The following is a 24,230-nucleotide window of genomic DNA, read 5'->3' as shown; positions in this document are numbered from 1 at the left end:
CTGCGTGCTATTTCGCAAGTATTTCCTTAAGAAACTTCCCCGTATAGCTCCCTTTCACTTTTGCCACCTCTTCGGGAGTCCCTGATGCGACCAGTTCCCCTCCCTCATCGCCTCCCTCCGGACCAAGGTCGATGATGTGGTCGGCTGACTTGATCACCTCCAGGTTGTGTTCGATGACGATGACAGTGTTGCCCTTTTCCACCAGGTTGTTGAGCACACCGAGCAGCTTGACCACATCGTCGAAATGCAGCCCTGTCGTTGGTTCGTCGAGGATGTACAGTGTGCTGCCTGTGTCCCGCTTGGATAGTTCCCGGGAAAGTTTTACACGCTGTGCTTCACCCCCGGATAGGGTTGTGGCGGCCTGACCCAGTTGAATATATCCCATGCCCACTTCCTGGAGAGTGTGGAGTTTCCGGGCGATGGTGGGCACTTCAGCGAACAGATCTGCGGTCTGGTTCACAGTTTTAGACAGCACTTCAGCGATATTGACTCCCTTGTAGGTGATCTCAAGGGTCTCACGGTTGAACCTCCTGCCTTCGCAGACCTCACACCTTACGTGGATGTCGGGAAGGAAGTGCATCTCGATCTTTTTTACCCCATCGCCCTGACATACCTCACACCGGCCTCCTTTGACGTTGAAGCTGAACCGTCCCGGTTTGTAGCCCCTGATCCGGGATTCGGGTACCTCTGAAAAAAGCTCCCTGATGGGGGTAAACGCTCCGGTATAGGTGGCCGGGTTGGAGCGGGGAGTGCGGCCGATGGGTGACTGGTCAATGTCGATGACCCTGTCTATGAACTGGGCTCCCTGAATGCCGTTGTGGGTTCCCGGCCGGGTAGCCGAGATGGACTTGCTCTTCGCCAGTGTCCTGTAGAGGGTCTCTATGACCAGGGAGGATTTCCCCGAACCTGAAACTCCTGTGACACAGGTGAAGGTTCCCAGGGGAAAGGACACGTCGATATCCTTCAGATTGTTCTGGGAAGCGCCCGTTATATTGAGGCAACCCAGCGCTCCGGCCTTACGCCGCGTCCTGGGTATCTCAATGCTCATCCTGCCTGACAGGTACTTTCCCGTGAGAGATTCATCCGATTCCATGATGGTCTTGGGGGTGCCCTGGGCCACGACTTTGCCGCCCCGCACACCGGCACCTGGTCCCATGTCTACGACATAATCCGACTCTCTGATGGTGTCGGGGTCGTGTTCCACCACGATGACGGTGTTTCCCATGTCTCTTAGCTGCAGGAGTGTTCTGAGGAGGCGTTTGTTGTCCCGGGGGTGAAGGCCGATACTCGGTTCGTCCAGGATGTAAAGGACTCCCATGAGGCTCGAGCCGATCTGGGTGGCCAGGCGGATACGCTGCCCCTCCCCTCCGGAGAGGGTGCCGGAGGTCCTGTTCAGGGCCAGGTAGTCCAGCCCCACATCCCTCAGGAACCCCAGGCGCTCCTGGATCTCTTTCAGTATCCTCGAGCCGATCTCCTGTTCCTTTTCCGTAAGGGAAAGCTCCCGGAAAAAGTTCAAAGCTTCCCCGATGGAAAGGGTGGTCACCTCGTGAATGTTTCTTTCCCCCACCTTTACATGGAGGCTTTCCTGGCGCAGGCGGGCGCCTTTGCAGGACTCGCATGTCCTGTTGCTCATGAACGCCTCTATCTCCTCCCGGCTGTGCTCTGAACTGGTCTCAAAATAGCGCCTCTTCAGGTTGGGTATGACACCCTCAAAGGGATTTCTGGTTTTCCACTGCTGGCTTGCGTCCTCATACTGGATGTTCACCGCCTGGGAACCGGAACCGTAGAGGATCACCCGCTTGGCTATCTCCGGTAGATCCTTGAAAGGGGTATTGAGGTCAAACTTGTAATGGCCGGCAAGGGACTGGAGGAGCTGATGGTAGAACATGCTGCTGCGTTTGCGCCACGGAGCAAGAGCCCCTTCCCTGATGGATACACCGGGGTCGGGGATGACCAGTTCCGGATCGATCTCGGTTGTAAAGCCGAGGCCGCCGCAGGCAGAACAGGCCCCTGTGGGGTTGTTAAAGGAGAAGAACCTCGGGGAGATCTCCGGGTAGCTTATCTGGCAGGTGGCGCACGCCAGCTTTTCTGAAAATATGTTCTCTTGCCCCTCACCAGTCAGGCTTATAAGGAGGCCATCCCCTACCTTGAGGGCAAGCTCCACCGAATCTGCCAGGCGGTTGCGGACCTCCGGTTTGATAACGATCCGGTCAACGACGATCTCGATGTCGTGCTTCTTATTCCGGTCGAGGTTGATCTCCTCATCCAGCCCCACAATATTCCCGTCGATACGGGCCCTGAGGAACCCCTGGCGTGCGAACTTCTCAAGCTCCTTGCGGTACTCTCCCTTCCGCCCCCGGACAACCGGTGCCAGGAGGGTGAGTCTGCTTCCAGAGTTCAGCTCCATAAGGGCGTCGATGACCTGCTGCGATGAGCGGGCATCGATGAGGCGGCCGCAGTTATAACAGAAGGGAATGCCGATCCTGGCGAACAGCAGCCGGAGATAGTCGTAGATCTCTGTGACGGTGCCCACGGTGGATCTCGGGTTCCGGCTCACCGTCTTCTGCTCAATGGAGATGGCAGGGGAAAGCCCCTCGATGGAATCCACATCAGGTTTGTCCATCTGCTCCAGGAACTGGCGGGCGTAGGCCGACAGGGATTCCACATACCTTCGCTGGCCTTCCGCATAGAGGGTGTCAAAAGCCAGGGAGGATTTACCAGATCCCGAAACGCCGGTGATAACGGTGAGGGAATCCCTGGGGATGCTGACGTTCACATTCTTTAGGTTGTGTTCTCTTGCGCCTTTTATGATGATGGTGTCGGTGGCCATATAAACCCTTATCTCAAATCTCAGATCTCATATCTCAGAAATCCAGTGAACGGTGAATAGTGAATAGTGAATGGTAACTTCAAACATCAAACCTCAAACTTCAAACACGGTTCTCGAATGAGTCATGCATCCGAGAACCGTAATCTGTAACCATATCACGGGGTGTCAAGGGCAGGTATATAAAAAGCAGCACGCAGGACGCAGAAAAGCAGGTATCGGGGTGTTCACGCCTTTGGCGTGACAGGCTTTGTATCGGTGTATCGGGGAAAAGATCCTGGAAACCGTCTGACACGGTGACACGGCGACGCGGGGACACGGGGATTAAATCGGAGAGGGAGAGTGGGCGAGAGGGGGAGGGGGTGCGTTTAGGGCAGGAGCCGGGAGCCGGGAGAAGATATAGACACGGGGACCAACCTTCGCCAAGGCGACAGCTGGCAGGCACGGGGAAAAGATCAGTGAACAGTGAACGGTCAGGCATGAATTGCATTCTTACTAGAGCATACAGGGAAATATGGTAGACTCTGCCAACTGTGAACAGTTTAAATCTACTCCATTCACTATTCACGGTTGACGATTCACGGCCATCTTTTGAGATCTGAGATCTGAGATATGAGATTCACATGACCGCTCTTCTCGAACTAAAAAACCTCACTACCTCCTTCCCCGGCGAGGGCGGTCTCCTCAAGGCTGTGGATGGTGTCTCCTTCAGCCTTGAGAAGGGAGAGGTACTTTGCCTCGTGGGGGAGTCGGGCTGCGGAAAGAGCATGACCGCCCTGAGCATCCTCCAGTTGGTCCCTCCTCCGGGGAGCATCACCGGGGGTGAAGTACTCTTCGATGGCCGGGACCTCCTGAAAATGGAAGCAGAAGAAATAAGGCTCATCAGGGGGGATCGCATCTCCATGGTCTTTCAGGAACCCATGTCAGCCCTAAACCCCGTCTTCTCTCTGGGCGATCAGGTGTCGGAGGTTCTCAGGGTTCACAGGGGGATGAATCGTGAGGATGCTGGCCAGAAAGCGGTGGAGCTTCTGGGACAGGTGGGGATCCCCGACCCCCAACGGCGTGCGGGTGAATACCCGCACCAGATGTCAGGAGGAATGCAGCAAAGGGCTCTCATCGCCATGGCCATGGCCTGTGAACCGGACCTCCTCATTGCCGACGAGCCTACAACTGCCCTGGATGTGACTGTGCAGGCCCAGATCCTCAGGCTCATGGAGCGCCTCATCCGGGGGCATGACCGTTCTCTCCTTCTCATCACTCACGATCTGGGAGTGGTCGCCGAGGTGGCAGACCGTGTCTGTGTCATGTACGCAGGGGTTATCGTGGAGATAAGCTCGGTGAAGCCCCTGTTCAAGGATCCCTGGCACCCCTACACCATTGGGCTCATGGCCTCCCTTCCGTCCCCAGGCCAAAGGAGTTTCAACCCCATCCCCGGATCGGTGCCCGACCTGGTTGACATGCCATCCGGCTGCCGGTTCCATCCTCGATGCCCCCGGGCCCGGGAGGTGTGCAGTAAAGAGGAACCGGAGTTGGTGGAGAAGGAGGGAAGGGCGGTGAGATGTTTTTTCCCGGGAAGGGAAGGAGCCGACACGGCGACGCGGTGACACAAAGACGCGGGGAAAGATAGAACGCAGAACACAGAACGCAGAATAAGATCAAAAACTAACTAACCACAGCGCGGCCAGCTGGAGGCCGCTCCACAGGGTGACACAGGGGAAACCAAGTTAAGGGAAAAAAGCGGGTTCCCGTAAATGCGGCAGTTAATTCAATACTGTGGTGAATTATCTTTTTTTAGATTTTGGATCTTGGAAATTGGATCAATAATTATGACTGATACTTCTACTCCTACTCCTACTTCTACTGCTGCTTCTTCCGTCGATCTGATTCTACAAGTCCGTGATCTCTCCAAGACCTTCCCGGTCAAGGGGGGTGTCCTGAGCAGGATCATCGGTGGCGTCAAGGCGGTGGATGGGGTTTCCCTGGACATCCACCGGGACGAGGTCTTCGGTCTCGTGGGGGAATCGGGGTGCGGAAAGACGACCCTGGGGCGTATGATCCTCAGGCTCATCGAACCGAGCGGCGGCCGGATCTTTTTCGATGGTATCGACATCACCGATCTGGACAGGCACCGGATGCGGGTGTTCAGAAAACGTATGCAGATCATCTTTCAGGATCCCTTCGGTTCCCTGAATCCCAGAAAAACTATCGATTCCATTGTTGGGGAGCCCCTCCGCATCGCCGGCCTGACAGGAACCGAGGTCCGGGAAAAAGTGCAGGAGATGATCGAACTTGTGGGGTTGGCCCCGGACAGCGTGGGCCGTTACCCTCACGAATTTTCCGGCGGGCAGCGGCAGAGGATCGGGATCGCCAGGGCGATCATTCTGCACCCCGAGTTCCTTGTGGCAGATGAACCTGTTTCAGCCCTCGACGTTTCCATCCAGGCCCAGATTCTGAACCTTCTTATGGCTCTCAAGGGTCACCTGTCCTTTACGATGTTTTTCATTTCCCACGACCTGAGGGTTGTGCGCAGTATCTGCGACCGGGTGGCTGTCATGTACCTGGGGCGTGTAGTGGAAGAGGGAAAGGTCGAAGAACTCTATCAGCGTCCGGTCCATCCCTACACGGAGGAACTGATCCGGGCCATCCCCGAACCGGATCCCGAGCTGTCCATCCGCGGTGACGGGCTTCCCGGAGAGGTTCCCAGCCCTATGAACCCTCCTCCAGGGTGTGCGTTTCACCCGCGCTGTCCTCTGGCAAAGGACATCTGCCGACAGCATACGCCGGAGCTCACCGAACGTGCAGGAGAAGGGCATAGAGCGGCGTGCCATTTGAGATAAGGTCTTGAAATACAGAACGCAGAACGCAGAACGCAGGAGAAGATCAAGACCTAGAACCTAGAACCTCGAACCCAGAGCTAGACCTAGACCTAGACCTGGACCTAGACCTAGTCCTTGACCTGGTGCCTAGTAAAGGTCCTTCTTGAACCAGTACTACGACGAGGACCAGGACTACGACTATTATGTCCCTATCTATATATTTACATATTCCATTTTGTAAGAGGCTCTGCCCCTACTGCCACTTCTACCGGGTTCCTGAGATACCAGGCTGGAAGGCGTATCTCGATGCCGTGACCAGGGAGCTTTACGCCCTGGAAAAAGAACCTGCCAGGGAAGCTATTCACACACTCTATGTCGGCGGGGGGACACCCACCTTGCTGCCGCCTGAGTTCTATCGTTCCCTTTTTGAATCCATCGGGGACCGTTTCGACCTGACCACGTTGGCAGAGGCGACGATGGAAACGGACGGGGTGGTCAGTTTTGAGGAGCTTGCCCAATACGCCCAGGCTGGTTTTGACCGCGTGAGCGTTGGAGTGAAATCCTTCGATCCCCGGATAAGGAAGATCCTGGGTGTGGGGGGACTGCTGGAACCCGATCCCGTGGCAAGCGCACGTTCGGCCGGATTCTCTTCCGTGGGTTTGGACCTTATATACGGTATTGAAGACCAGACTCTGGAGGACCTCGTGGGGGATCTGGAGCGAACAGTCAACCTGGATCCGGACCATATCAGCCTGTATATGCTGGAAGGGCCGGAGACCGGGGGGCCGGAAGAAGGTGACCCTGACCTGGCGGCTGCCATGTTCAGAGAGTCGGCCCGTGTCCTGGGCGCCGCCGGCTACAGGCAGTATGAAATCACCAACTTTGCCCGGCCCGGGCACGACAGTCTGCACAACACGGTGTACTGGGAGGACAGGAATTTTATCGGCCTCGGGCCTTCGGCCCACAGTGCGGTTACAGTTGGTGGGACTGTGGATGGCACGAGGATCCGTTGGCGAAACCGCCCCGACATAGAGGCCTATTTGAAAGATCCCCTATCTTGCCGGGAAGAGCTTTCCCGGGAGGGGGGGACGGACCGGGCCAGGGAGGCCCTCATCCTGGGCCTGCGCATGACAAAGGGGGTGAACAGGCTCACCTTTGCCCACAGGTACGGTTCGGACTCCATGGAATTTTTGAAACCGCACCTTTCCGAACTGACGGAACTGGGGCTGATACGGTTCAGCGCGGGTCGGGTGAGATTAACAACGAGAGGAATGTTGTTATCTAATGAAGTTTTTGTTCGGATACTGGGGGATGGGTAGGTTTCAGCACGCAGCACGCAGGGAAAATTCAAAAGCTGTCTAACCGCAGCGCGGCCGACTGCAGGCCGCTCGGCAGGGTTACGCAGGGTAAATTTTGATAAGGATGACCGGGGGAAAATTGAAGCAGGAAGCAGATGGTTGGAAAATATAAGGTTATTAAACTCTGCGATGCGGTCTGGGAATGACCGCGCGGCGTACCCTGCGGTAAATCAGCTTTTACCACTTTTACGGAAACAATGCTTTTCCTCCTGCGTTCTGCGTGCTCACCAGAGAAACGCCTCGCCTCTTGCCCTAATGCGTTTCTCTGGTTATGTTACAACCCATCATCAGCTCGGCGTCTTCAAGATAGATGACGGCGAGGGGTCAGTGTGCAGACTTGTTCATATTAACAGGAGAAAATGCGCCCCGAGCGGGGCGCCCAAATCAATGACCGGCAAATTATGTCATTGATTTGTGAGGAAAGCGAAAATGACACTTTTCGATTTCCGTGGAGCAAAAAGCCACTAATGGACTTTTTGCGAGGTGATCAAATGTCGAGCCAGGCCCTGTGGTCAGAGCGCCATCACGAGATACTCATGGCACTTATCCGGTTCCATATTGGAACAGCGGAACAGGTGGGCTCCAAGACCCTGGTGGAGCGGTGCCGTCTTGGCATCAGCCCGGCCACCGTGAGGAGCGTTCTGGCTGAGCTTGAGGGCGAGGGGTACCTGAGCCAGCCTTATACTTCAGCCGGCAGGGTCCCAACCGAAAAAGCCTACCGCTATTATGTGGACAACCTGATGGGGCAACGGTTCTCAGATAACCGGGTCCATGCCAAAAATATCCAGCTGGCACTTCGGCAGTTTTCCGGTGGAGTGGAGGATCTTCTCAAGTGGACTTCCAGGATTCTTTCGGACATGTCCCGTTATGCCGGAATCGTTATACCTCCGAAACGTTTAGGCAGCCTTTTCAAAAAGGTTACCTTCGTACGTATCAGCAGAGAAAGGGTGCTCACAGTCCTTGTCTCCGTATCGGGTGTGACTCGCAACAAGCTGGTCCACACCGGGGAAGATCTCTCCCAGAAGGCTTTAGACAGCATGTCCAGCTACCTGAACCAGCGTTATTCCGGTTTGAGCCTGGACGAAATGAAAGGGAGGGTGGAAAAAGACCTCGAGCAGGACCTTGAGAGTTTGGACCTGTGGATGAAGTCTGCCCTGCACCTGGGAAAACGAATGTTCGACGGTCCGGATAGTGATGAGGTCTACCTTGAAGGAGGTTCCCGCTTCCTGGATATGCCGGAGTTCATGGCTGACATGGAAGGAATGAGGGGGATCTTCCGCCTGTTCGAGGAAAAGAGAGGTCTGGTGGCCCTTCTCGACCAGACTATCAATGCCAAGGACATGATGGTCTTCATCGGGTCTGAAAGCGGGATAACCGAAATGAAGGGGATAAGCCTGGTGGTCTCGACATACGGCCGCGAAACGGGACCCTTGGGAGCTGTGGGTGTTATGGGTCCTTCAAGGATGGATTATAACCAGGTTATCCCCTTGGTCAGATCGGCAGCGGAGGCTGTGAGCGAAAACTTTACCAACACTGATAACCCCCAGGAGGGAAATATTTGAACCGTTCAGGCAGAAATGATAAAGGCAACGGCAACGGGGTCAATGTTCCGGTGACCGATATTGAAGAAATGACAGTCGAAACTACCAAAGACGAGCCTGTTGAGACGGAACCTGTGACCATTTCCAGGGAGGAATACGAAGGTCTCATAGCTCAGGCTGCCCATTTCAGGGAACAGTACCTCCTGGCTGTGGCCGATTTCGAGAACTTCCGCAAACGTGCGGAAAAGGAGAAAACGGATATCGTCTGTTTTGCCAACGAAAACCTCATCTACAAGCTTCTGCCTATTCTGGATAACCTTCAGAGAGCCCTTTCCATAAAACTGGATCAGGCCGGGATCGACAGTGTCCTGGAAGGTGTGCGTATGGTTAGCGATCAGCTCTATTCCGTTCTGGGTGCCTGCGGACTTGAGCCGGTGGATGCTGTTGGTGGTCTATTCGACCCTCAGTATCATGAAGCTGTGGGGGTCCTGCCCTCACTGGAGCACGATGAGGGCACCGTTATTTCGGAGCTTCAAAAAGGATACAGCCTGAAAGGAAAGATCCTGAGGCCTTCCATGGTTCATGTGGCTGGCCCACCATCCGGGGACAAAGACAACGAGGGAGACAACTGATCAGATGGCAGAGCAAAGAGACTACTACGAGATCCTGGAGGTCGGGCGTGATTCCGGCTCTGAAGAGATAAAAAAGGCCTATCGAAAATTGGCCATCCAGTACCACCCGGACCGAAACCCGGACAACCAGGAGGCCGAAGACAAGTTCAAGGAGCTGAGCGAAGCCTATTCCATCCTCTCCGACCAGGAAAAAAGGAGTCGGTACGATCAGTTCGGTCACGCTGGAGTGTCCGGCAACGGAGGGTTCCCCGGGGGGTTCGATTTTTCCGGTTCATTTTCAGATGTTTTTTCTGACATTTTTCAGGATTTCTTCGGAGGCGGCAGGCAAGGAAACCAGCAGAGGGGGTACCGGGGGGACGATCTCCGTTACCGCATGGCAGTCACCTTTGAAGAGGCTGTTTTCGGAGCCGAGAAAGAGATCATCTATCCTAGGCTCACAGAGTGTGAAAAGTGTCTCGGAGACGGTGTCGAGCCGGGGCACAGCCCCGTGGTTTGCACCGTATGTGACGGAAAAGGCGAGGTCCGATACCAGCAGGCCTTCTTTACCATGTCCCGGACCTGCCCCGGTTGCGGCGGGAGGGGCAGAATAGTTGAACATCCATGTACCAAATGTAAGGGTGAAGGCAGGGAAAAAAAGCAGCGTAACCTTACTGTGCGCATCCCGCCGGGTGTGGATGAGGGCAACCGTCTCAGGATCAGAGGTGAAGGAGACGGCGGCTTGTCTGGTGGCGGATCGGGAGATTTGTTTGTACAGATCGAGGTACAGGAGCACCCATTCTTTCGCAGGGAGAATGAAGATATCATCTGCGAGGTGCCCATCAGGATGGAGGTGGCTGCCGTTGGAGGCACGGTTGAAATACCCACCCTCGACGGCCCTACGGAACTTAAGATCCCCTCCGGCACCCAGCCTGGGCAAGTGTTTAACCTGAGAGGCAAGGGAGTTCCCAGGCTGCAGGGGTCGGGGAGGGGTGATCAGTACGTTCGTATTAACGTTGAGGTCCCATCCAAAATATCAAAAAAACAGAAGCAGCTTCTTGAGCAGTTCACAGCCGAGTCCAAGCATTCGGCATACAAGGCTGTCTCCCAGTTCTCGAAGAAATTCATGAAGTACAAGGAGAGGTGAGCGGTAATAGGTGAACCGTGATCGGTATTTAAATTTCAAACTTGATAGAGTCGCAAAAAGTCCAATCCGGGACTTTTCGCTCCACGGAAAGGGAAAAGCGTTCGTTTCCCTTTCCTTACAAATCAATGACTTACGGAGTAAGTCATTGATTTGGGCGCCCCGCGCGGGGCGCATTGATGACTTTTTGCGAAGTCATCAAACTTTAAGCATCAAATATCCAACTGGATTCCGAGTCCCCAGATTAAACCATTCTAGGGCAGGCGGGGCCCGGAATGACGGAAGTTTTCCCTGGCATGTTTGATACGTTCCACGTTCGTTATCCGTAATCCGTATATCCTGCGTTCTGCGTTCTGCGTTCTGGATTCTGCGTTCTGTGTTCAACATCCCTCCTGCCCGTTGTGCGGGTTAATGTTTTCTGATAGATTTCCTTCTTATCATAATGCTTGTTGTATAAAGCGGTTGTTGTCTGATGGAACCATGGGGGCATGATTGACACACCTGAAACCATTCCAAAAGCCCCCAAACCAGAAGATCAATCCATTTCCGGTATTATAGGAGCTCGCGAATTGAAAACTACTGGTCCGGTTAAAAAGGAAGGGATCGGGATGACGATCGGGTGGAAGATAACTTCCGTCGTCGTGATCGTGATGACTGTACTGGCTGTGGTCAATGTCCTGTTCATCCGCGACCGCTTCAGCGCGACCATGAACCGCGAGTTTGAGAGCAAGGCCAAGGCTATCGCCCTTTCCATAGCGAGGTCCAGTGAGGACAAACTCATCAGCAGGGATTTCACCGCGATCCAGTCTCTTACGGATACCTATAAAGACGTCCGCGGGGTCAACTATATTTTGGTCCAGGATTCGGGTGGGAAACTGACTGCCGGCACCTTTAAGAGGGGCTTTTCGGAGAACCTTCTCGGACTTAACCCCATAACGGGTGAGGAGGAATACAAGATCGCCCGTTTTGAGATAGAGGAGGTGGGGGATGTTCTGGAGGTGGCTGTCCCCATCCTTTTCGGGCGCGCCGGTGCGGTTAGAGTGGGCATGGACTACGGTCACATTGTGAGTGAACTTAACCAGATCACGAAAAATCTTGTCATTCAGTGCGCCATTGCTTCGATCCTGGGGATCATCCTTCTTCACCTGGTCGTTATCTATCTGCTCCGGCATATGAATACGTTTATTAATGTGCTCGTGAGGGTCGGAGCCGGGGACCTCACTGCCAGGGTAAATGTTACCAGCCGGGATGAATTCCTGGATCTTGCCACCCACCTGAACAGCACACTGGCTCAGCTCGGCGTGATCATAGAAAGAGTGGACCTTTCCTACGAAAGTATTTCCCAAGCCAACGTAAATATCGCCCAGGTCTATACCGACGTACAGGAGGGGATCGAACAGCAGGTCGGTCTGGCATCGGAAACCATGGAATCGGTAATGAGCAGTAAAAAAATGACCGACGAGGTCACCGGGGGGATCCATGTCCTTGAAAACTCTTCAAACGACAGCTTTTCCAACGTCATGGAGATGGGTGCTTCCATAGAAGAGGTATCCTCCATGTCCGATTCTCTCTTCAATTCGGTGAACGAGTCCAACACGGCCATCGAGGAACTCTCGAACTCAATTGAGCAGATCAGCAAAAACCTTGCCTCCTTGTCGGGTGCCGCTGAGGAAACGGCAGGAGCTATGAACGAAATGAGCGCAAGCATTGTCCAGGTGCGCGGCACCGCGGAAAGCACGGCGCAGGATGCGGTTCAGATGACCCAGGTGGCCGAGAAGGGGATGGAAGTATCAAAGAACGCCCGGGAAGGTATGGGGGCTATCAAGAAGAGTTCGGCTCAGGTCAGCCAGACCATATCCCTGGTGTCTGACCGTATCGAGGAGATCGATGAGATCCTGCGCTTTATTACCGAGATCACCGGGAAAACCAACCTGCTTGCATTAAACGCGGCCATCATTGCAGCCCAGGCGGGAGCCCAGGGTAAGGGGTTCGGCGTCGTCGCGGACGAGATCAACGAACTTGCCCAGAGCACCAAGGCCCAGACCAACCGTATCGGGGAAGTGATCGATGGGCTCAGGGAAGAGGTGGTCAGGGCGAGTGAGGCTGTAGAGGATTCCAATCAGAAGGTAGACGAAGGCGTCAACCTTACGGAAGAGGTCACCAAAGCCCTCAAGAGTATCATGGACAACACGTTGCTTGTTTCTCACCGGATCGAGGAGATCGCCCAGACGACTTCTGAACAGGCCAGCACGAGCAACAGGGTTCTTGAAACCACCCAGAACCTTACGGAGTCTGTCGGAAATATCAAGGCTCTCAGTGAGCAGCAGTCCGAGGCAGGTGAAAAGCTTTTACAGATGTCCAGACAGATCCAGCAGGCAGCCGAGAAGGTCAAGACGAGCACCGAGGAACAGACCCTGACAAGCCAGCAGATCAACAAGGACCTGACCAGAATAACAGACACCGTGAGAAATATTTCCGAATCCACAGAGATTCAGGTTGTCAATGGTGCGAAGGTACTGCGATTGACGGAGAACCTCACGAGTGTCATCCAGAGGAACAAGGAAACGGTGCACGGACTACAGGGGGTCATTGATGATCTCCACCAGCGCATGGAGGCGCTGCACCATGATCTGGAGATATTCAAAACTGGTAAGGACGCTTGAGTCCTGGGGGTTTGTGATCAGTGATCGATAAAATCCCGAACCCGAACCCGTGATCAGTGGTCGGTTTCAATCTCAGATCTCATATTTCAAAGATTTTCCCAGGATCAGATTTCCTCCGCCTGCCTCCCTGTCTCAACATCTTCCTTCTTCATTAATGGGCACTGCCATTTTTTTGATCACCGACCACCGACCACTGAAAGAAAACTTCCTCTTTGCACATTTCTTTTTCTTCAACCTTAGATATAATGGCGTTCTTTTTCCGCAAACAGGGAGGAGATTTTTTTGCTCATAGGTGCCCATGAATCCATATCCGGTAGCTTCGAAAAGTCTATTCACAGGGCAGTGGAGGACGAGTGCGAGTGCTTCCAGATCTTCACCGGGCCCCCTGGCAGGTGGAAAGTCCCGCCTGTAGATCCCAATACGACCCAGGCATTCAAGGAGGCTTTGGCGGCCAACGGGGATCTCCCCATCGTTGTCCACGGCGCCTACCTCATCAACCCTGCCAGCCCCGATCCTGACTTGTGGATCCGTTCCCTGGTGGCATTAAAAGAAGAGTACACCCGGTGTATGGCTCTCGGCATAGGCCAACTTATTATCCACCCCGGCAGCCACAAGGATACTTCTGTGGAGGATGGTCTTCGCCGGGCCGCTGAAATGGTTCAGGCTGTCCTGGAGGAAAATGTGGCCGGGCCGGACATTCTCCTCGAAAACACCGCCGGCTCTGGTTCATCCGTGGGTTGTTCCTTTTCCCAGTTGGCAGCCATAAGGGAACTGGCGGGTTTCCCGGATCGTGTCCGTTTCTGTTTTGATACAGCCCACGCCTTTGCCGCCGGTTATGACATGAGGGATAGAAAAAAAGTCAAATCAGCCTTAACACGAATCGATGGTGAGGCAGGTTTGGATAATATCAGAGTTGTTCACCTTAACGACTCCATGAAGGAGCTAGGTTCCAGGGTGGACCGTCATGAGCGGATAGGCGAGGGACACATCGGAAAAAATGGTTTCAGGGTCATCCTCAGTGAGGAAGTGTTCACTAACGTTCCGGGGATCCTGGAAACCCAGCCCCTGCCGGATGGAGATGGCCGCTATCGTCCCCAGGTTCAGCTTCTGAAAAAGCTCGCGGGGGGAGCGGCTTGAACCTCCCTCTGCTTTTTGCTTCAGCTTTTGTAGTGGCCCTTTCAGGTGCGCTTATGCCTGGCCCCCTCCTCACAGTTACGGTGGCCCACTCTCCCCGGTTCGGGTGGACCTTCGGCCCCTTGGCCATCCTGGGCCATGCCATCCTGGAGCTGGGGCTTATCAGCCTTGTTTTTCTGGGAGCCGGTCCCCTCCTCAAATCCGGCGCAGTCCAGTCCATCGTCGGGCTTGTGGGAGGAGCCATCCTCATCTGGATGAGTTGGGGGATGGTCGCCATGGCCAGGGCAGGAGGGGGGATCGGAACCCAGGAGGGGGCTGTGGCGGGAAGCAACCGGGCTGTGTGGCTTGGTATCCTTACCAGCATATCCAACCCCTACTGGACCCTCTGGTGGGCGACGGTGGGATTAGCCTTTCTCACCACGGCAGCTAAAAGCGGCCCCCTGGGTATCACGGTTTTTTTCCTGGGCCACATTTCGGGTGACCTTGCCTGGTACACCCTTGTTTCGGTGGGGGCGGCAAGAGGGAAAAAATTCCTGGGGACCTACCACTATTGCCGGGTGCTTTTCCTGTGCGCGGCCATTCTGGTTGTCCTGGGTGTCTGGTTCGTGTGGTATGGGGGAAAATTAGCGCTCGGGGGATAAATCCCAGTTAATCTCAGATCTCAGATAAATTTCAATTATTGGAAATCCTTCCGTACTTCTGCACTTTAGCACCAATTATTTTTTTGATAATAAAAAAATAATTGCCCTGCACATTTATGACTGCAATTGCATATTTAACCCTTTAATAAATATTGGAAATTCCCGATAAAAATGTTTTGAATAATTAATAATTGCCTGTAGAATATTTATTTATAGATTTATAGATTTATAGATTTATGGATTTATGGATCACAGATTACGAAAGGAGAACCCCGTGGACAAGGAAATGGAAAAGGTTAAATCCGCTCTCGAGGATTTCGGCAAGAAGGTGATCGAGGCCGTGAAGAAGGGCAAGGGTGAGGCTGACAAAGTCACAAAGGTCGCCCAGGTGAAGATAGAGATCGGGTCCCTCAACAGACAGAAAAAAGACCTGTACCAGGAGCTTGGCGAGCTTTTCTACTTGAACATTACCAAGCCGAGTAAAAAGGGCGAGGCGGAGGTAGCCGAAGCGGTGACACACATCGCGGAAGTTGAAAAAAATATAGCCAGTCTCAAGAGGACCCTGAAGGCTGTCAGGAACGACAAGCCGGTTTCTGGGAAAAGGGGACGCCCTTCCAAGTCAGGCTCATCCAGGGCATCATCCGCAGCTCCGAAACGAAGGGGACGTCCACCCAAGGCAGCCTCAGCCAAGGCGCAACCTGCCGCACCGAAACGCCGGGGCAGGCCACCCAGGATCGACAGCGCCGATAAGGTATAGAAGGTTATCGGGTGGAGGAAAAGACCACCAGGTTCGGTGTTTCCATACCCAACCGCCTTCTGGAGCGTTTTGACGGGCTCATACAGGAGAAGGGCTACAGTAACCGGTCCGAAGCCCTGAGGGACTTAATTCGGGATTTCCTTGTGGAGGCCGAGTGGGAATCCGATGAGGAGACCATCGGAACGGTGACCCTCGTCTACGATCACCACGTGCGGGAACTTTCTGATGAGCTCAACTCTATCCAGCATGAGATGGGAGAGGCCGTTATTTCAACCCTTCACGTTCATCTGGACCACCACACGTGCCTGGAGGTGGTCCTCGTGAAGGGGAAGAGCAGTGAGATCCGGAAGGTAGCTGACCGGCTCATCGGGACCAAGGGAGTGGTTCATGGGAAACTGACGGCCGCGACGGTGGGGCGATCGTTCTAAAAGCGAATCTCAGATCTCAAATCTCAGATCTCAAATAAAGCCGGGGCGCTAACGCCCCGGCTTTATATTTCTGGTAATTGAGGTGGATTTTAACGCTGAGGACGCGAAGGGGGAACGGCAGTGTCTGGTGTCTAGTAGAGCTGCTTGTCATTGCGAGTATAAAATAGTCATCTTCCTAATGCTTCCTCCCCCTATTGAGGGGGGAGGACCGAGGTGGGGGTGAATGATAACATCGAGATAGTCGTGGGTGACGCGGCAATCTGATATGTCTGTCAGTTGTCAAGTGGGCGATAGCAGCCTGTCAATGGCTGCCCTGTGTCCTTCCGCCGTCGCTCTACGAGCTTCCGACTTCGCCTTTCAGGCTACGACGGACAAGATGGCGGACAGGCTGCCTTAAGTGCTTTTGCCGCATTTATGTGAGTAGTGAAATGCCTGACAGTTGGTTTGGAACTTTTTGAGATTTGAGATCTGAGATTTGAGATTGAAAATTACTAGGGCCTGAAGTCTTCGGGCTTTGTGGCCGGATTAACAGTTATTTTCCGTATCTCCGTCATCCCCGTATTAAATCCTGATGCCCAGTTCTCTTCGTGGAAGGCGAAAAGCACCCCGTCCACCTCCCTAAATTCCGAGTAGGCCGTCTCGAAGTGGGTCTTGAGAGACTCGGTATTCAGGATGGCCTGGCTATAGACGATGCGGGCGGTCTTTGGGTCGGCGTAGAGGCGAAGGAAGAGGCCGGGCTCTAGCAGCACCTGCAAACCGATGGTCATGCGGTCCTCTATTTTGAGTGGCGGGATCTGGGTGACATCATCCCTGCGCTCAGAAAGCACCCACGGTATGTTGGACCGGGCCGCCTGCAGAACCATGGATTTTAAAAGGTGGCCTCCGACCTCATTGATGCCGTCTCCCCCAGGATCGGTTCGCCAGCCCCGCTCCCTGTCGAGAAACCTGCGCTCGGGATTGGTTTTGTAAGCGAGGTCCACATAGAGGCGGTCGGGTCTGGAGAAGAGTCTGACCATGGACCCCTCGGTCTGCCTCATCCTGGCAGCCACAGCGCCTTCCATCCGGTAGGCATTGACCGAGTCGAGCTTCTTCCCGCCGTAGGCGAAAAGGACCCGGTCGATGAGTGAGTCCATGGCGGAACCGGCAAAAGATGGGGCAGGGGAGAGAACCAGAGCAAGTAGAAGTATCATTATAAGGAGAAGTTTTTTTGTCATAACGCAGAATTAATACCACAAGGGGATCAGGACCGCCAGATTTCATCTTACTTCGCCAGAGGTTTTAGAGACCCGGTTTGTGTGAAATCACTTAATTTGTTTTATTACAGCCGCGTTTTTACCAATCACTAATCACGAGTTACCAGTCACGGCCTTTCCCGTGTCAACGGCCTTTCCCTTGACACTTGAGGCTCCGTAGTTATAATCTCTCAAACTTCGGGCGATTAACTCAGTGGGAGAGTGCTGCCTTCACACGGCAGAAGTCACTGGTTCAAATCCAGTATCGCCCACCACAAACATACGGACCCTTCTCGGGCCCGTTTTTATTGGTAGTGTTCCAGGTTCCGGGTTACAGTAGTTCTCCTGGCTCCCGGCTCCTGGGTACTGGCTCCTGTTCTTTCAACTGGATAATTTTCTAACCGGTACCTTGACGTACTGGACCCCTTCTTCCTGAAGTTCCTTCTCCTCCCCATCGGTCATGGTGCCCAGGATATTCCGGTGGCCGACCTCCTCAAAGTGAATTTTAAGCGCCTCTTTGGCGAAATCAGGCCCCACATTATCAAAGTTCTTTTCCACAAATTCCGAAAAGGCCTTGACCATTTTCTTCTGGTTGTCGTAATTCGAGGTCCGTTCCTTTATCGAAACGTGCCCGCCCGCGGGCAGGAAGGTTATCTGTGAATCGCCGCAAAGGGGGCACGAAAGCCTTTTGGCCTGGTACTCGCGGTCATACTCCTCCCTGGACTTGAACCAGCCCTCGAATTTGTGGTCGCGCGCACACTGTAGGTCATAGATGATCATAGATTCAAAATTCCTCTAAGGTGAGTTTACATTAAAAGTAAGCAAAGTTGAAACAGTGTAGAGTGTAGAGTCCTGTTCCAGGTGCTCGGAGTTGTAACTCGCGCGTCGTGCCGTTTCTTGACTTCAGGGTTTAAGGTTGATGACTTCGCAAAAAGTCATCAATGCGCCCCGCGCGGGGCGCCCAAATCAATGACTCACTCCGTAAATCATTGATTTGTAAGGAAAGGGAAAACAACGCTTTTCCCTTTCCATGGAGTGAAAAGTCCCGGATTGGACTTTTTGCGACTCTATCAAGGTTTGAACCTCAAACATCAAACCTCAAACACGTTTTTCCCTCTACACTCTGCACCCTGCACTCTACACTCCTACCGTCCCCCATTTGACAGTGTACCGTGGATGGTTAAATTCTATGTGGAGAATAAAACACACCAGTACATGTGAGAATAGAGGTAGACATAATGGCAATTAATTTTGACAAGTTGACAGTCAAGGCCCAGGAGGCTCTTCAGGAATCCCAGAAGGATGCCGAGAACAGGGGACATCAGGAGATCGGTGTCGAGCATCTCCTTTTAGCTCTCCTTGCCCAGGAAGGCGGGGTTGTTGTACCCATCATCGAAAAGGTGGGAGCGGATATCTCTGCTTTAAATGTCGTTCTCGAAGAGACACTGGGCAAGTTGCCCAAGATCCACGGTATCACCCAGGTCCACCTCGGAGGGGATCTCAATATACTGTTTAACACCGCCCACAAGGAGGCTGAGGAGCTCAAGGACGAATACGTCAGCACGGAACATCTGTTCCTCGCCATGGTCGATAGCAAGAGTCCTGTAGCCAAGGTTCTCGAACAGTACGGACTGGACAGGAAGATGGTCCTCGCGGCCCTTAAAGGCGTGAGAGGCAGCCACAGGGTTACCGACCAGAACCCGGAGGATCGTTACCAGTCCCTGCTCAGGTACGGCAAAGACCTGACGGAGTTGGCCCGGCAGGGGAAGTTAGATCCGGTTATCGGGCGCGACGACGAGATCCGGCGGGTGATCCAGGTTCTGAACAGGCGGACCAAGAACAACCCTGTTCTCATCGGAGAGCCGGGGGTGGGCAAGACGGCCATCGCCGAAGGGCTTGCCCAGAGGATCTCCGACGGCGATGTTCCTGATGGCCTTTCGGGCAAGAGGATAATAGCCCTCGACATGGGAGCCCTTGTCGCCGGGGCCAAATACCGGGGCCAGTTCGAGGAGCGACTCAAGGCGGTTCTTCAAGAGGTTGAAGAGGCAGCCGGCGAGGTGATCCTGTTCATTGATGAACTGCACAATCTGGTAGGCGCCGGTCGCGCTGAAGGCTCGATGGATGCCTCCAACATGCTCAAACCCGCCCTTGCCCGGGGGGAGCTCAAGTGTGTCGGGGCCACGACTCTGGATGAGTACCGAAATAACATTGAAAAAGATGCAGCCCTGGAAAGGCGGTTCCAGCCCGTGAAGGTGCCGGAGCCTTCGGTGGAGGATACCATCGCGATCCTTCGGGGGCTCAAGGAACGCTATGAGATCCACCACGGGATCAGGATCACCGATTCGGCCATCGTTTCTGCCGCGACCCTGTCAAACAGGTATATCGCTGACCGCTTCCTGCCGGATAAGGCCATTGATCTTGTAGACGAGGCGGCTTCCCGGCTGCGCATTGAGATCGACAGCATGCCCCAGGAGATCGACGAGATCCAGCGCCGTATTGTCCAGCTGCAGATAGAGAAGGAAGCGCTCAAGAAGGAAAAGGATGCCCCATCCAGGGAACGACTGGCAAAGATCGAAAAGGAGGTCGCTGATCTCAGTGAGAAAGGCGATTCCATGAAGGTCCACTGGGAGACGGAAAAGGGGAGCATCCAGGAGCTTCGCCGGCTCAAGGAGCAGATGGAGGATACCCGCTATCGGGCTCAGAAAGCTGAACAGGCAGGGGATCTGGAAGAGGCGGCCCAGCTTAAGTACGGGGATATCCCGGAACTGCAGCAAAGATCTGAAGAGGCCGAAAAAAGGCTCGCCGAATTGCAGTCAGCCCAGAGGATGCTCAAGGAAGAGGTTGATTCCGAGGACATCGCTCTCATAGTTTCCAACTGGACAGGGGTTCCCGTAAGCCGTCTCCTCGAAGGGGAGATGGAAAAGCTGGTTCACATGGAAGAGAGGATCGCACAAAGGGTCATAGGTCAGGATGAAGCGATCCAGGCGGTATCCAATGCCGTAAGGAGGGCAAGGGCAGGACTCCAGGACCCGGATCGACCCATTGGATCCTTTATATTTATGGGACCGACAGGGGTTGGAAAGACTGAACTGGCCAAGGCACTGGCACATTTTCTGTTCGATGATGATGGGGCCATGGTCAGGATCGACATGTCTGAGTTCATGGAGAAGCACTCTGTCTCCCGCCTCATTGGAGCACCACCCGGGTATGTCGGGTACGAGGAAGGTGGGTACCTTACCGAAGCGGTTCGCCGCAGACCCTATAGTGTCATTCTCCTTGATGAGATAGAAAAAGCTCACCAGGAGGTGTTTAACGTATTGCTTCAGCTCCTCGATGACGGGCGACTAACGGATGGACAGGGCAGAACGGTGGACTTCAGGAACGCAGTGGTCATCATGACATCCAATATCGGCAGTGGGGCCATCGCTGATCTGCAAGGTCAGGATACCGTGGAGATGGAGAGACGGGTGCTGGAGGCATTGACGGCACACTTTCGCCCTGAGTTTATAAACCGCATCGATGACGTGATCATCTTCCATCCTCTGACCAGGGAACAGTTGAGGGCCATCGTCACGATCCAGGTACAGAAACTCGGCAGCCTGCTCCACGAGAGAGGGATAGCTCTGACTCTTACCGGTGAAGCCCAGGAACTGCTCGCAGGAGAGGGTTACGACCCGGTTTACGGTGCAAGGCCCCTTCGCAGGGTCATCCAGAAAAAGGTTCAGGATGTACTGGCCGTTCAGATCCTTTCAGGGAAGTTCAAGGATGGGGATGCGATCGTTGGGGATGTGAAAGATGGGGAAATAATATTCGAAAAAGACAGTGTCTAGTTTCTGGTTTCTGGCTCCTGGATTCTGTCTTTTCCAGACACTAGATCCTAGACACCAGACACTGGTTTTCAGCTTTGTTTTATCGGTATCGAGAAGTGGAAGGTGCTTCCTTCTCCCACATTTGAGTCGACCCAGATCTTGCCGCCGTGAAGCTCTACAAAGGAGCGGCAGATAAAAAGCCCCAGGCCGGCACCCTGGAAAGTACGGGAATTTCCTTGCTGGACCTGGATGAACTGGTCGAATATCCTTTGTCTTTCGTTCTCCGGGATTCCGATCCCTCTATCCTTCACACTGATCTGAATCAGATCTCCCCGGTCACTGTCCCTTCGCCCATGGATCATCGAAGCGATGATATCCACCTGTGAGCCGGGAGGGGAGAACTTCAGGGCGTTGGTGACCAGGTTGGTGAGAACTTGCGCTATCTTTTCCGCATCTCCCTCAAAGGCCGGCAGGTCGACAGGTATGTGGGTATTTATGATAGGCAGGTTTTCGGTCACGTGCCGTGTGGAGGATCGAACTGAAAGGATAACGTCTTCCAGGTCCACTTCCCTGTAACGAAGAGCAAGTTTCCCGGATTCCAGGCGGCCGGTGTCCAGCAGGTCGTTGATGAGGGCGAGCAGGTCCTTGCCCTTGCGGAGGATCTGCCTTATGTACTCCTCCTGTTCATCGGTGAGTTCACCAACATGAGCCTCCGCGAGCAGTTCGGAAAAACCGATAATGGAGGTCAGGGGCGTTCTGAGTTCATGGGAGACCATAGACACGAAATCCGATTTGGCTTGACTGAGGTTTTCGAGCTCCTGGTTTGCGATGCTCAGTTCCTCATTCATTTTTTCGAGGACTTCGTTTTTTTTGTTGATGCGCTGGTACAAGGCGGCGTTTCTCAGTGCGTTGGTACTGGCTCCGGCAATGATCCTGGCCATGATGATCTCGTTGTCGGTGAAACCGGTCTCTTCCCTGGTAGCTCTCAAAAGCATGGCACCCAGGATCTCTCCGCGGAAAGCAAGGGGAAGGGCCATGACCGACCTGAAAGGAAGGTTGGTCATGTTTTGTTTAACATCCGCCATGAGCGGATCGTTCAGGACGTCCTTCACCACCACAACTTCCCCCGTGCGGAACGATTTGAGTATCTCGGGGTATTTTATAAGGTCGATGGCCAGTTCGGAAATGTTGGGGTCCTCATGGGATACCAGGAGGCGGCCCACGGGAATATCTTCATCGTTACCCCAGCTTCCGTCCACGGTGATTATGGAACAGCGTTCGCCATCGAGGAATTCGGCCGTTTTCGACACAAGATGGAAGAGGACCTGCTTCAAATCCAGTGACGATGTTGTTGTTTCCAGGACATCACAGGCCAACTCAAATCGGCCCGACCTTCCCAGCAGTTCCTGCATGGCGAACCGGTTCTCAATGTTGACCTTTACCCGGGCCAGTACCTCCACCGGGGAGAACGGCTTTGTTATGTAGTCGGTTGCACCTGATTTCAGGCCCTTTACGATATCCTCCTTCTTGGTGAGGGAAGTTACCATGAGGACAGGGATCGTTACGCCGGCCTCGCTATGTTTAATGGATTGGCAGACCTCGTAACCGGACAGACCCGGCAGGATTATGTCGAGACAGATAAGGTCCGGCGGCGGATCGAGGAGGGCCATTTCGAGCCCCTTGATCCCGTCAGCCGCTTCCTCGACATCATAACCTTCGTTCCGGAAAATGTTTTTCAGGAGGTTCCTGGATACAGGGTCATCCTCAATGATAAGGATCCTGGCGGGTTTTCGATTAGGCGTCATTGTTATCCCGGGTAGACATCCCTGTACAGATATCGTTAGTGTAAATTGTCACTTAACAGTTTACTAGTTATCATACTATAGGTATCGGGGTGAGTGTCAAGCTGAACCAATAACGTAAAATCAGTGCCTGGTTTTACGTTATCCCCCCTCGGGTGGAGAAAATGTGAATATTTCTGGCTGATTCTGTTCATGTTTTACATCGTTTCGAATGTTTTCGGCACGCAGCCTGTGATCTATTCCCAAATTTTTCAAGAAATTCAGCAAACTCTTTTTTCCTGTAATTGGAATGGACCTTCAAGGCCCCGGTTTCAGGGAGAAAGAGTTTGACCTGATGATGCCGCCGTTTACAATGGCGCTTTTCCATGGTAGTTCAATGATAAATGATATTTGCATACGTAAAATGTTACTCCAAGATAATCAAAACGATAATTAAAACTACCTGTAAGGAGGATGACAATGGCTGTCAAAGTGGCGATCAACGGGTTTGGTCGAATAGGGAGATTAACCCTTCGCAGCGCAATGAACGATCCGGGAATCGAGTTTGTTGCTATTAACGATCTGACCGACGCCAAAACACTGAATTACCTGTTCTGCCATGATTCGATCCACGGAAGCCTTACGGGTAAACAAGTGAGCGAAACCTCCGGGGACAGTATTATTATCGGCGGAAGGGGGGTAAAGGTCTTTTCTGAAAGGGATCCTTCCAAACTCCCGTGGAAGGAGCTTGGTGTGGATGTAGTCCTGGAATGTACAGGCCTGTTCACAACTCGAGAGAGTGCGGCAGCGCACCTTGACGCCGGGGCTTCTCATGTGATCATCTCCGCTCCCGGCAAGGGTGTGGATCTTACTGTAGTCATGGGTGTGAACCATTCAGACCTGGACCCTGAGAAGCATAGGGTGATCTCCAACGCCTCATGTACGACCAACTGTCTCGCTCCGGTGGCCAAGGTGCTGGATGAGAATTTCGGTATCATCCACGGTGTTATGACCACCGTTCACGCCTACACCAGCGATCAGCGGATCCTCGATCAGCCTCATAGAGACCTGCGCAGAGCCAGGGCTGCGGCCCTTTCCATGATCCCCACAACCACTGGCGCGGCTTCCGCCGTTGGTGAGGTCCTTCCCCAGCTCAAGGGTAAACTGGACGGGCTGGCGGTCCGGGTGCCAACGCCCAACGTATCCCTCGTGGACCTTTCGGTGGAGCTTAAAAAGGGCACCGATGCCGACTCCATCAATGCCGAAATGAAGAAAGCTGCGGAAAATGGGCCGTTGGCCGGGTTCCTGGTCTACAATGACGAACCCCTGGTTTCCGTCGACTTCAACGGGTGGGAAGCCTCTTCCATCTTTGATGCCCCGCTGACCAAGGTCGTGGATGGTACCTTGGCGAAGGTCATGTCCTGGTACGATAACGAATACGGATACGCATCCCGGCTCAGGGACCTGGCTAAATACCTCTACGGGGTTTGA

At 53.8% G+C, this 24,230-nt stretch carries 17 protein-coding genes and 1 tRNA gene; 14 read left to right on the top strand and 4 right to left on the bottom strand.

Annotation, left to right across the window (positions count from 1 at the left end):
* Positions 1-7: 7 nt before the first annotated feature.
* On the bottom strand, positions 8-2,830 hold the full coding sequence (uvrA, locus tag P1S59_04270) for an excinuclease ABC subunit UvrA (protein ID MDF1525472.1): 2,823 nt from the start codon (positions 2,828-2,830) through the stop codon (positions 8-10).
* 620 nt (positions 2,831-3,450) lie between these two features.
* On the opposite strand from uvrA, the gene P1S59_04265 reads away from it, so the two are divergent.
* From P1S59_04265 to nikR, 11 genes are all read left to right on the top strand, one after another.
* Positions 3,451-4,431: an ABC transporter ATP-binding protein gene (locus tag P1S59_04265; protein ID MDF1525471.1), complete on the top strand. Its 981-nt coding sequence runs from the start codon at positions 3,451-3,453 to the stop codon at positions 4,429-4,431.
* Positions 4,432-4,653: 222 nt separating this feature from the next.
* Positions 4,654-5,664 (top strand): ATP-binding cassette domain-containing protein, encoded by a 1,011-nt coding sequence (locus tag P1S59_04260; GenBank protein ID MDF1525470.1) that lies wholly within the window; start codon positions 4,654-4,656, stop codon positions 5,662-5,664.
* Positions 5,665-5,846: 182 nt separating this feature from the next.
* Entirely contained in the window at positions 5,847-6,962 is a 1,116-nt protein-coding gene (locus P1S59_04255; GenBank protein MDF1525469.1) for a coproporphyrinogen-III oxidase family protein, read from the top strand.
* Positions 6,963-7,492: 530 nt separating this feature from the next.
* Positions 7,493-8,563 carry a heat-inducible transcriptional repressor HrcA gene (gene hrcA / locus P1S59_04250; protein MDF1525468.1) on the top strand — a complete coding sequence of 357 codons (1,071 nt, stop codon included), beginning with the start codon at positions 7,493-7,495 and terminating at the stop codon, positions 8,561-8,563.
* Positions 8,560-9,174, top strand: coding sequence for a nucleotide exchange factor GrpE (grpE, locus tag P1S59_04245; GenBank protein MDF1525467.1), 615 nt, complete (start codon positions 8,560-8,562; stop codon positions 9,172-9,174). The genes hrcA and grpE overlap by 4 nt, the downstream gene beginning before the upstream one ends.
* A 4-nt stretch (positions 9,175-9,178) precedes the next feature.
* Entirely contained in the window at positions 9,179-10,297 is a 1,119-nt protein-coding gene (gene dnaJ, locus P1S59_04240; protein MDF1525466.1) for a molecular chaperone DnaJ, read from the top strand.
* Between the two features lie 566 nt (positions 10,298-10,863).
* Positions 10,864-12,957: a methyl-accepting chemotaxis protein gene (locus tag P1S59_04235; GenBank protein ID MDF1525465.1), complete on the top strand. Its 2,094-nt coding sequence runs from the start codon at positions 10,864-10,866 to the stop codon at positions 12,955-12,957.
* Between the two features lie 282 nt (positions 12,958-13,239).
* Entirely contained in the window at positions 13,240-14,094 is an 855-nt protein-coding gene (locus P1S59_04230; GenBank protein MDF1525464.1) for a deoxyribonuclease IV, read from the top strand.
* Positions 14,091-14,732, top strand: coding sequence for a LysE family transporter (locus P1S59_04225; GenBank protein MDF1525463.1), 642 nt, complete (start codon positions 14,091-14,093; stop codon positions 14,730-14,732). The genes P1S59_04230 and P1S59_04225 overlap by 4 nt, the downstream gene beginning before the upstream one ends.
* A gap of 244 nt (positions 14,733-14,976) precedes the next feature.
* Positions 14,977-15,489: a hypothetical protein gene (locus P1S59_04220; GenBank protein MDF1525462.1), complete on the top strand. Its 513-nt coding sequence runs from the start codon at positions 14,977-14,979 to the stop codon at positions 15,487-15,489.
* 11 nt (positions 15,490-15,500) lie between these two features.
* Entirely contained in the window at positions 15,501-15,917 is a 417-nt protein-coding gene (gene nikR, locus P1S59_04215) for a nickel-responsive transcriptional regulator NikR (protein ID MDF1525461.1), read from the top strand.
* Between the two features lie 491 nt (positions 15,918-16,408).
* Here nikR and P1S59_04210 read toward each other — a convergent pair whose 3' ends face one another.
* Complete coding sequence (locus P1S59_04210; GenBank protein ID MDF1525460.1) at positions 16,409-17,131, bottom strand: hypothetical protein; 723 nt, start codon at positions 17,129-17,131, stop codon at positions 16,409-16,411.
* A gap of 218 nt (positions 17,132-17,349) precedes the next feature.
* Here P1S59_04210 and P1S59_04205 point away from each other — a divergent pair.
* Positions 17,350-17,424 (top strand) — tRNA-Val (locus tag P1S59_04205).
* 106 nt (positions 17,425-17,530) lie between these two features.
* Here P1S59_04205 and P1S59_04200 read toward each other — a convergent pair.
* Positions 17,531-17,929, bottom strand: coding sequence for a DUF1178 family protein (locus P1S59_04200; GenBank protein MDF1525459.1), 399 nt, complete (start codon positions 17,927-17,929; stop codon positions 17,531-17,533).
* 464 nt (positions 17,930-18,393) lie between these two features.
* Here P1S59_04200 and clpB point away from each other — a divergent pair, with 464 nt between their 5' ends.
* Positions 18,394-20,979 (top strand): ATP-dependent chaperone ClpB, encoded by a 2,586-nt coding sequence (clpB, locus tag P1S59_04195; protein MDF1525458.1) that lies wholly within the window; start codon positions 18,394-18,396, stop codon positions 20,977-20,979.
* A 68-nt stretch (positions 20,980-21,047) separates the two neighbouring features.
* Here clpB and P1S59_04190 read toward each other — a convergent pair whose 3' ends face one another.
* Positions 21,048-22,763, bottom strand: a complete 1,716-nt coding sequence (locus P1S59_04190; GenBank protein MDF1525457.1) for an ATP-binding protein — start codon at positions 22,761-22,763, stop codon at positions 21,048-21,050.
* Between the two features lie 456 nt (positions 22,764-23,219).
* Between P1S59_04190 and gap the strand changes: the two genes are divergently transcribed.
* Entirely contained in the window at positions 23,220-24,230 is a 1,011-nt protein-coding gene (gene gap / locus P1S59_04185) for a type I glyceraldehyde-3-phosphate dehydrogenase (protein MDF1525456.1), read from the top strand.

The organism is bacterium, assembly GCA_029210965.1.
Classification (GTDB): Bacteria; BMS3Abin14; BMS3Abin14; order BMS3Abin14; family BMS3Abin14; genus JALHUC01.
This window is presented reverse-complemented; position numbering and strand designations above follow the sequence as displayed.

What these genes read in the sequence shown, in the direction of transcription:
- uvrA (MDF1525472.1), bottom strand. Translation starts at nt 2,830, where the DNA reads ATGGCCACCGACACCATCATCATAAAAGGCGCAAGAGAACACAACCTA.
- P1S59_04265 (MDF1525471.1), top strand. Translation starts at nt 3,451, where the DNA reads ATGACCGCTCTTCTCGAACTAAAAAACCTCACTACCTCCTTCCCCGGC.
- P1S59_04260 (MDF1525470.1), top strand. Translation starts at nt 4,654, where the DNA reads ATGACTGATACTTCTACTCCTACTCCTACTTCTACTGCTGCTTCTTCC.
- P1S59_04255 (MDF1525469.1), top strand. Translation starts at nt 5,847, where the DNA reads ATGTCCCTATCTATATATTTACATATTCCATTTTGTAAGAGGCTCTGC.
- hrcA (MDF1525468.1), top strand. Translation starts at nt 7,493, where the DNA reads ATGTCGAGCCAGGCCCTGTGGTCAGAGCGCCATCACGAGATACTCATG.
- dnaJ (MDF1525466.1), top strand. Translation starts at nt 9,179, where the DNA reads ATGGCAGAGCAAAGAGACTACTACGAGATCCTGGAGGTCGGGCGTGAT.
- P1S59_04220 (MDF1525462.1), top strand. Translation starts at nt 14,977, where the DNA reads ATGGATCACAGATTACGAAAGGAGAACCCCGTGGACAAGGAAATGGAA.
- P1S59_04210 (MDF1525460.1), bottom strand. Translation starts at nt 17,131, where the DNA reads ATGACAAAAAAACTTCTCCTTATAATGATACTTCTACTTGCTCTGGTT.
- P1S59_04200 (MDF1525459.1), bottom strand. Translation starts at nt 17,929, where the DNA reads ATGATCATCTATGACCTACAGTGTGCGCGCGACCACAAATTCGAGGGC.
- P1S59_04190 (MDF1525457.1), bottom strand. Translation starts at nt 22,763, where the DNA reads ATGACGCCTAATCGAAAACCCGCCAGGATCCTTATCATTGAGGATGAC.
- gap (MDF1525456.1), top strand. Translation starts at nt 23,220, where the DNA reads ATGGCTGTCAAAGTGGCGATCAACGGGTTTGGTCGAATAGGGAGATTA.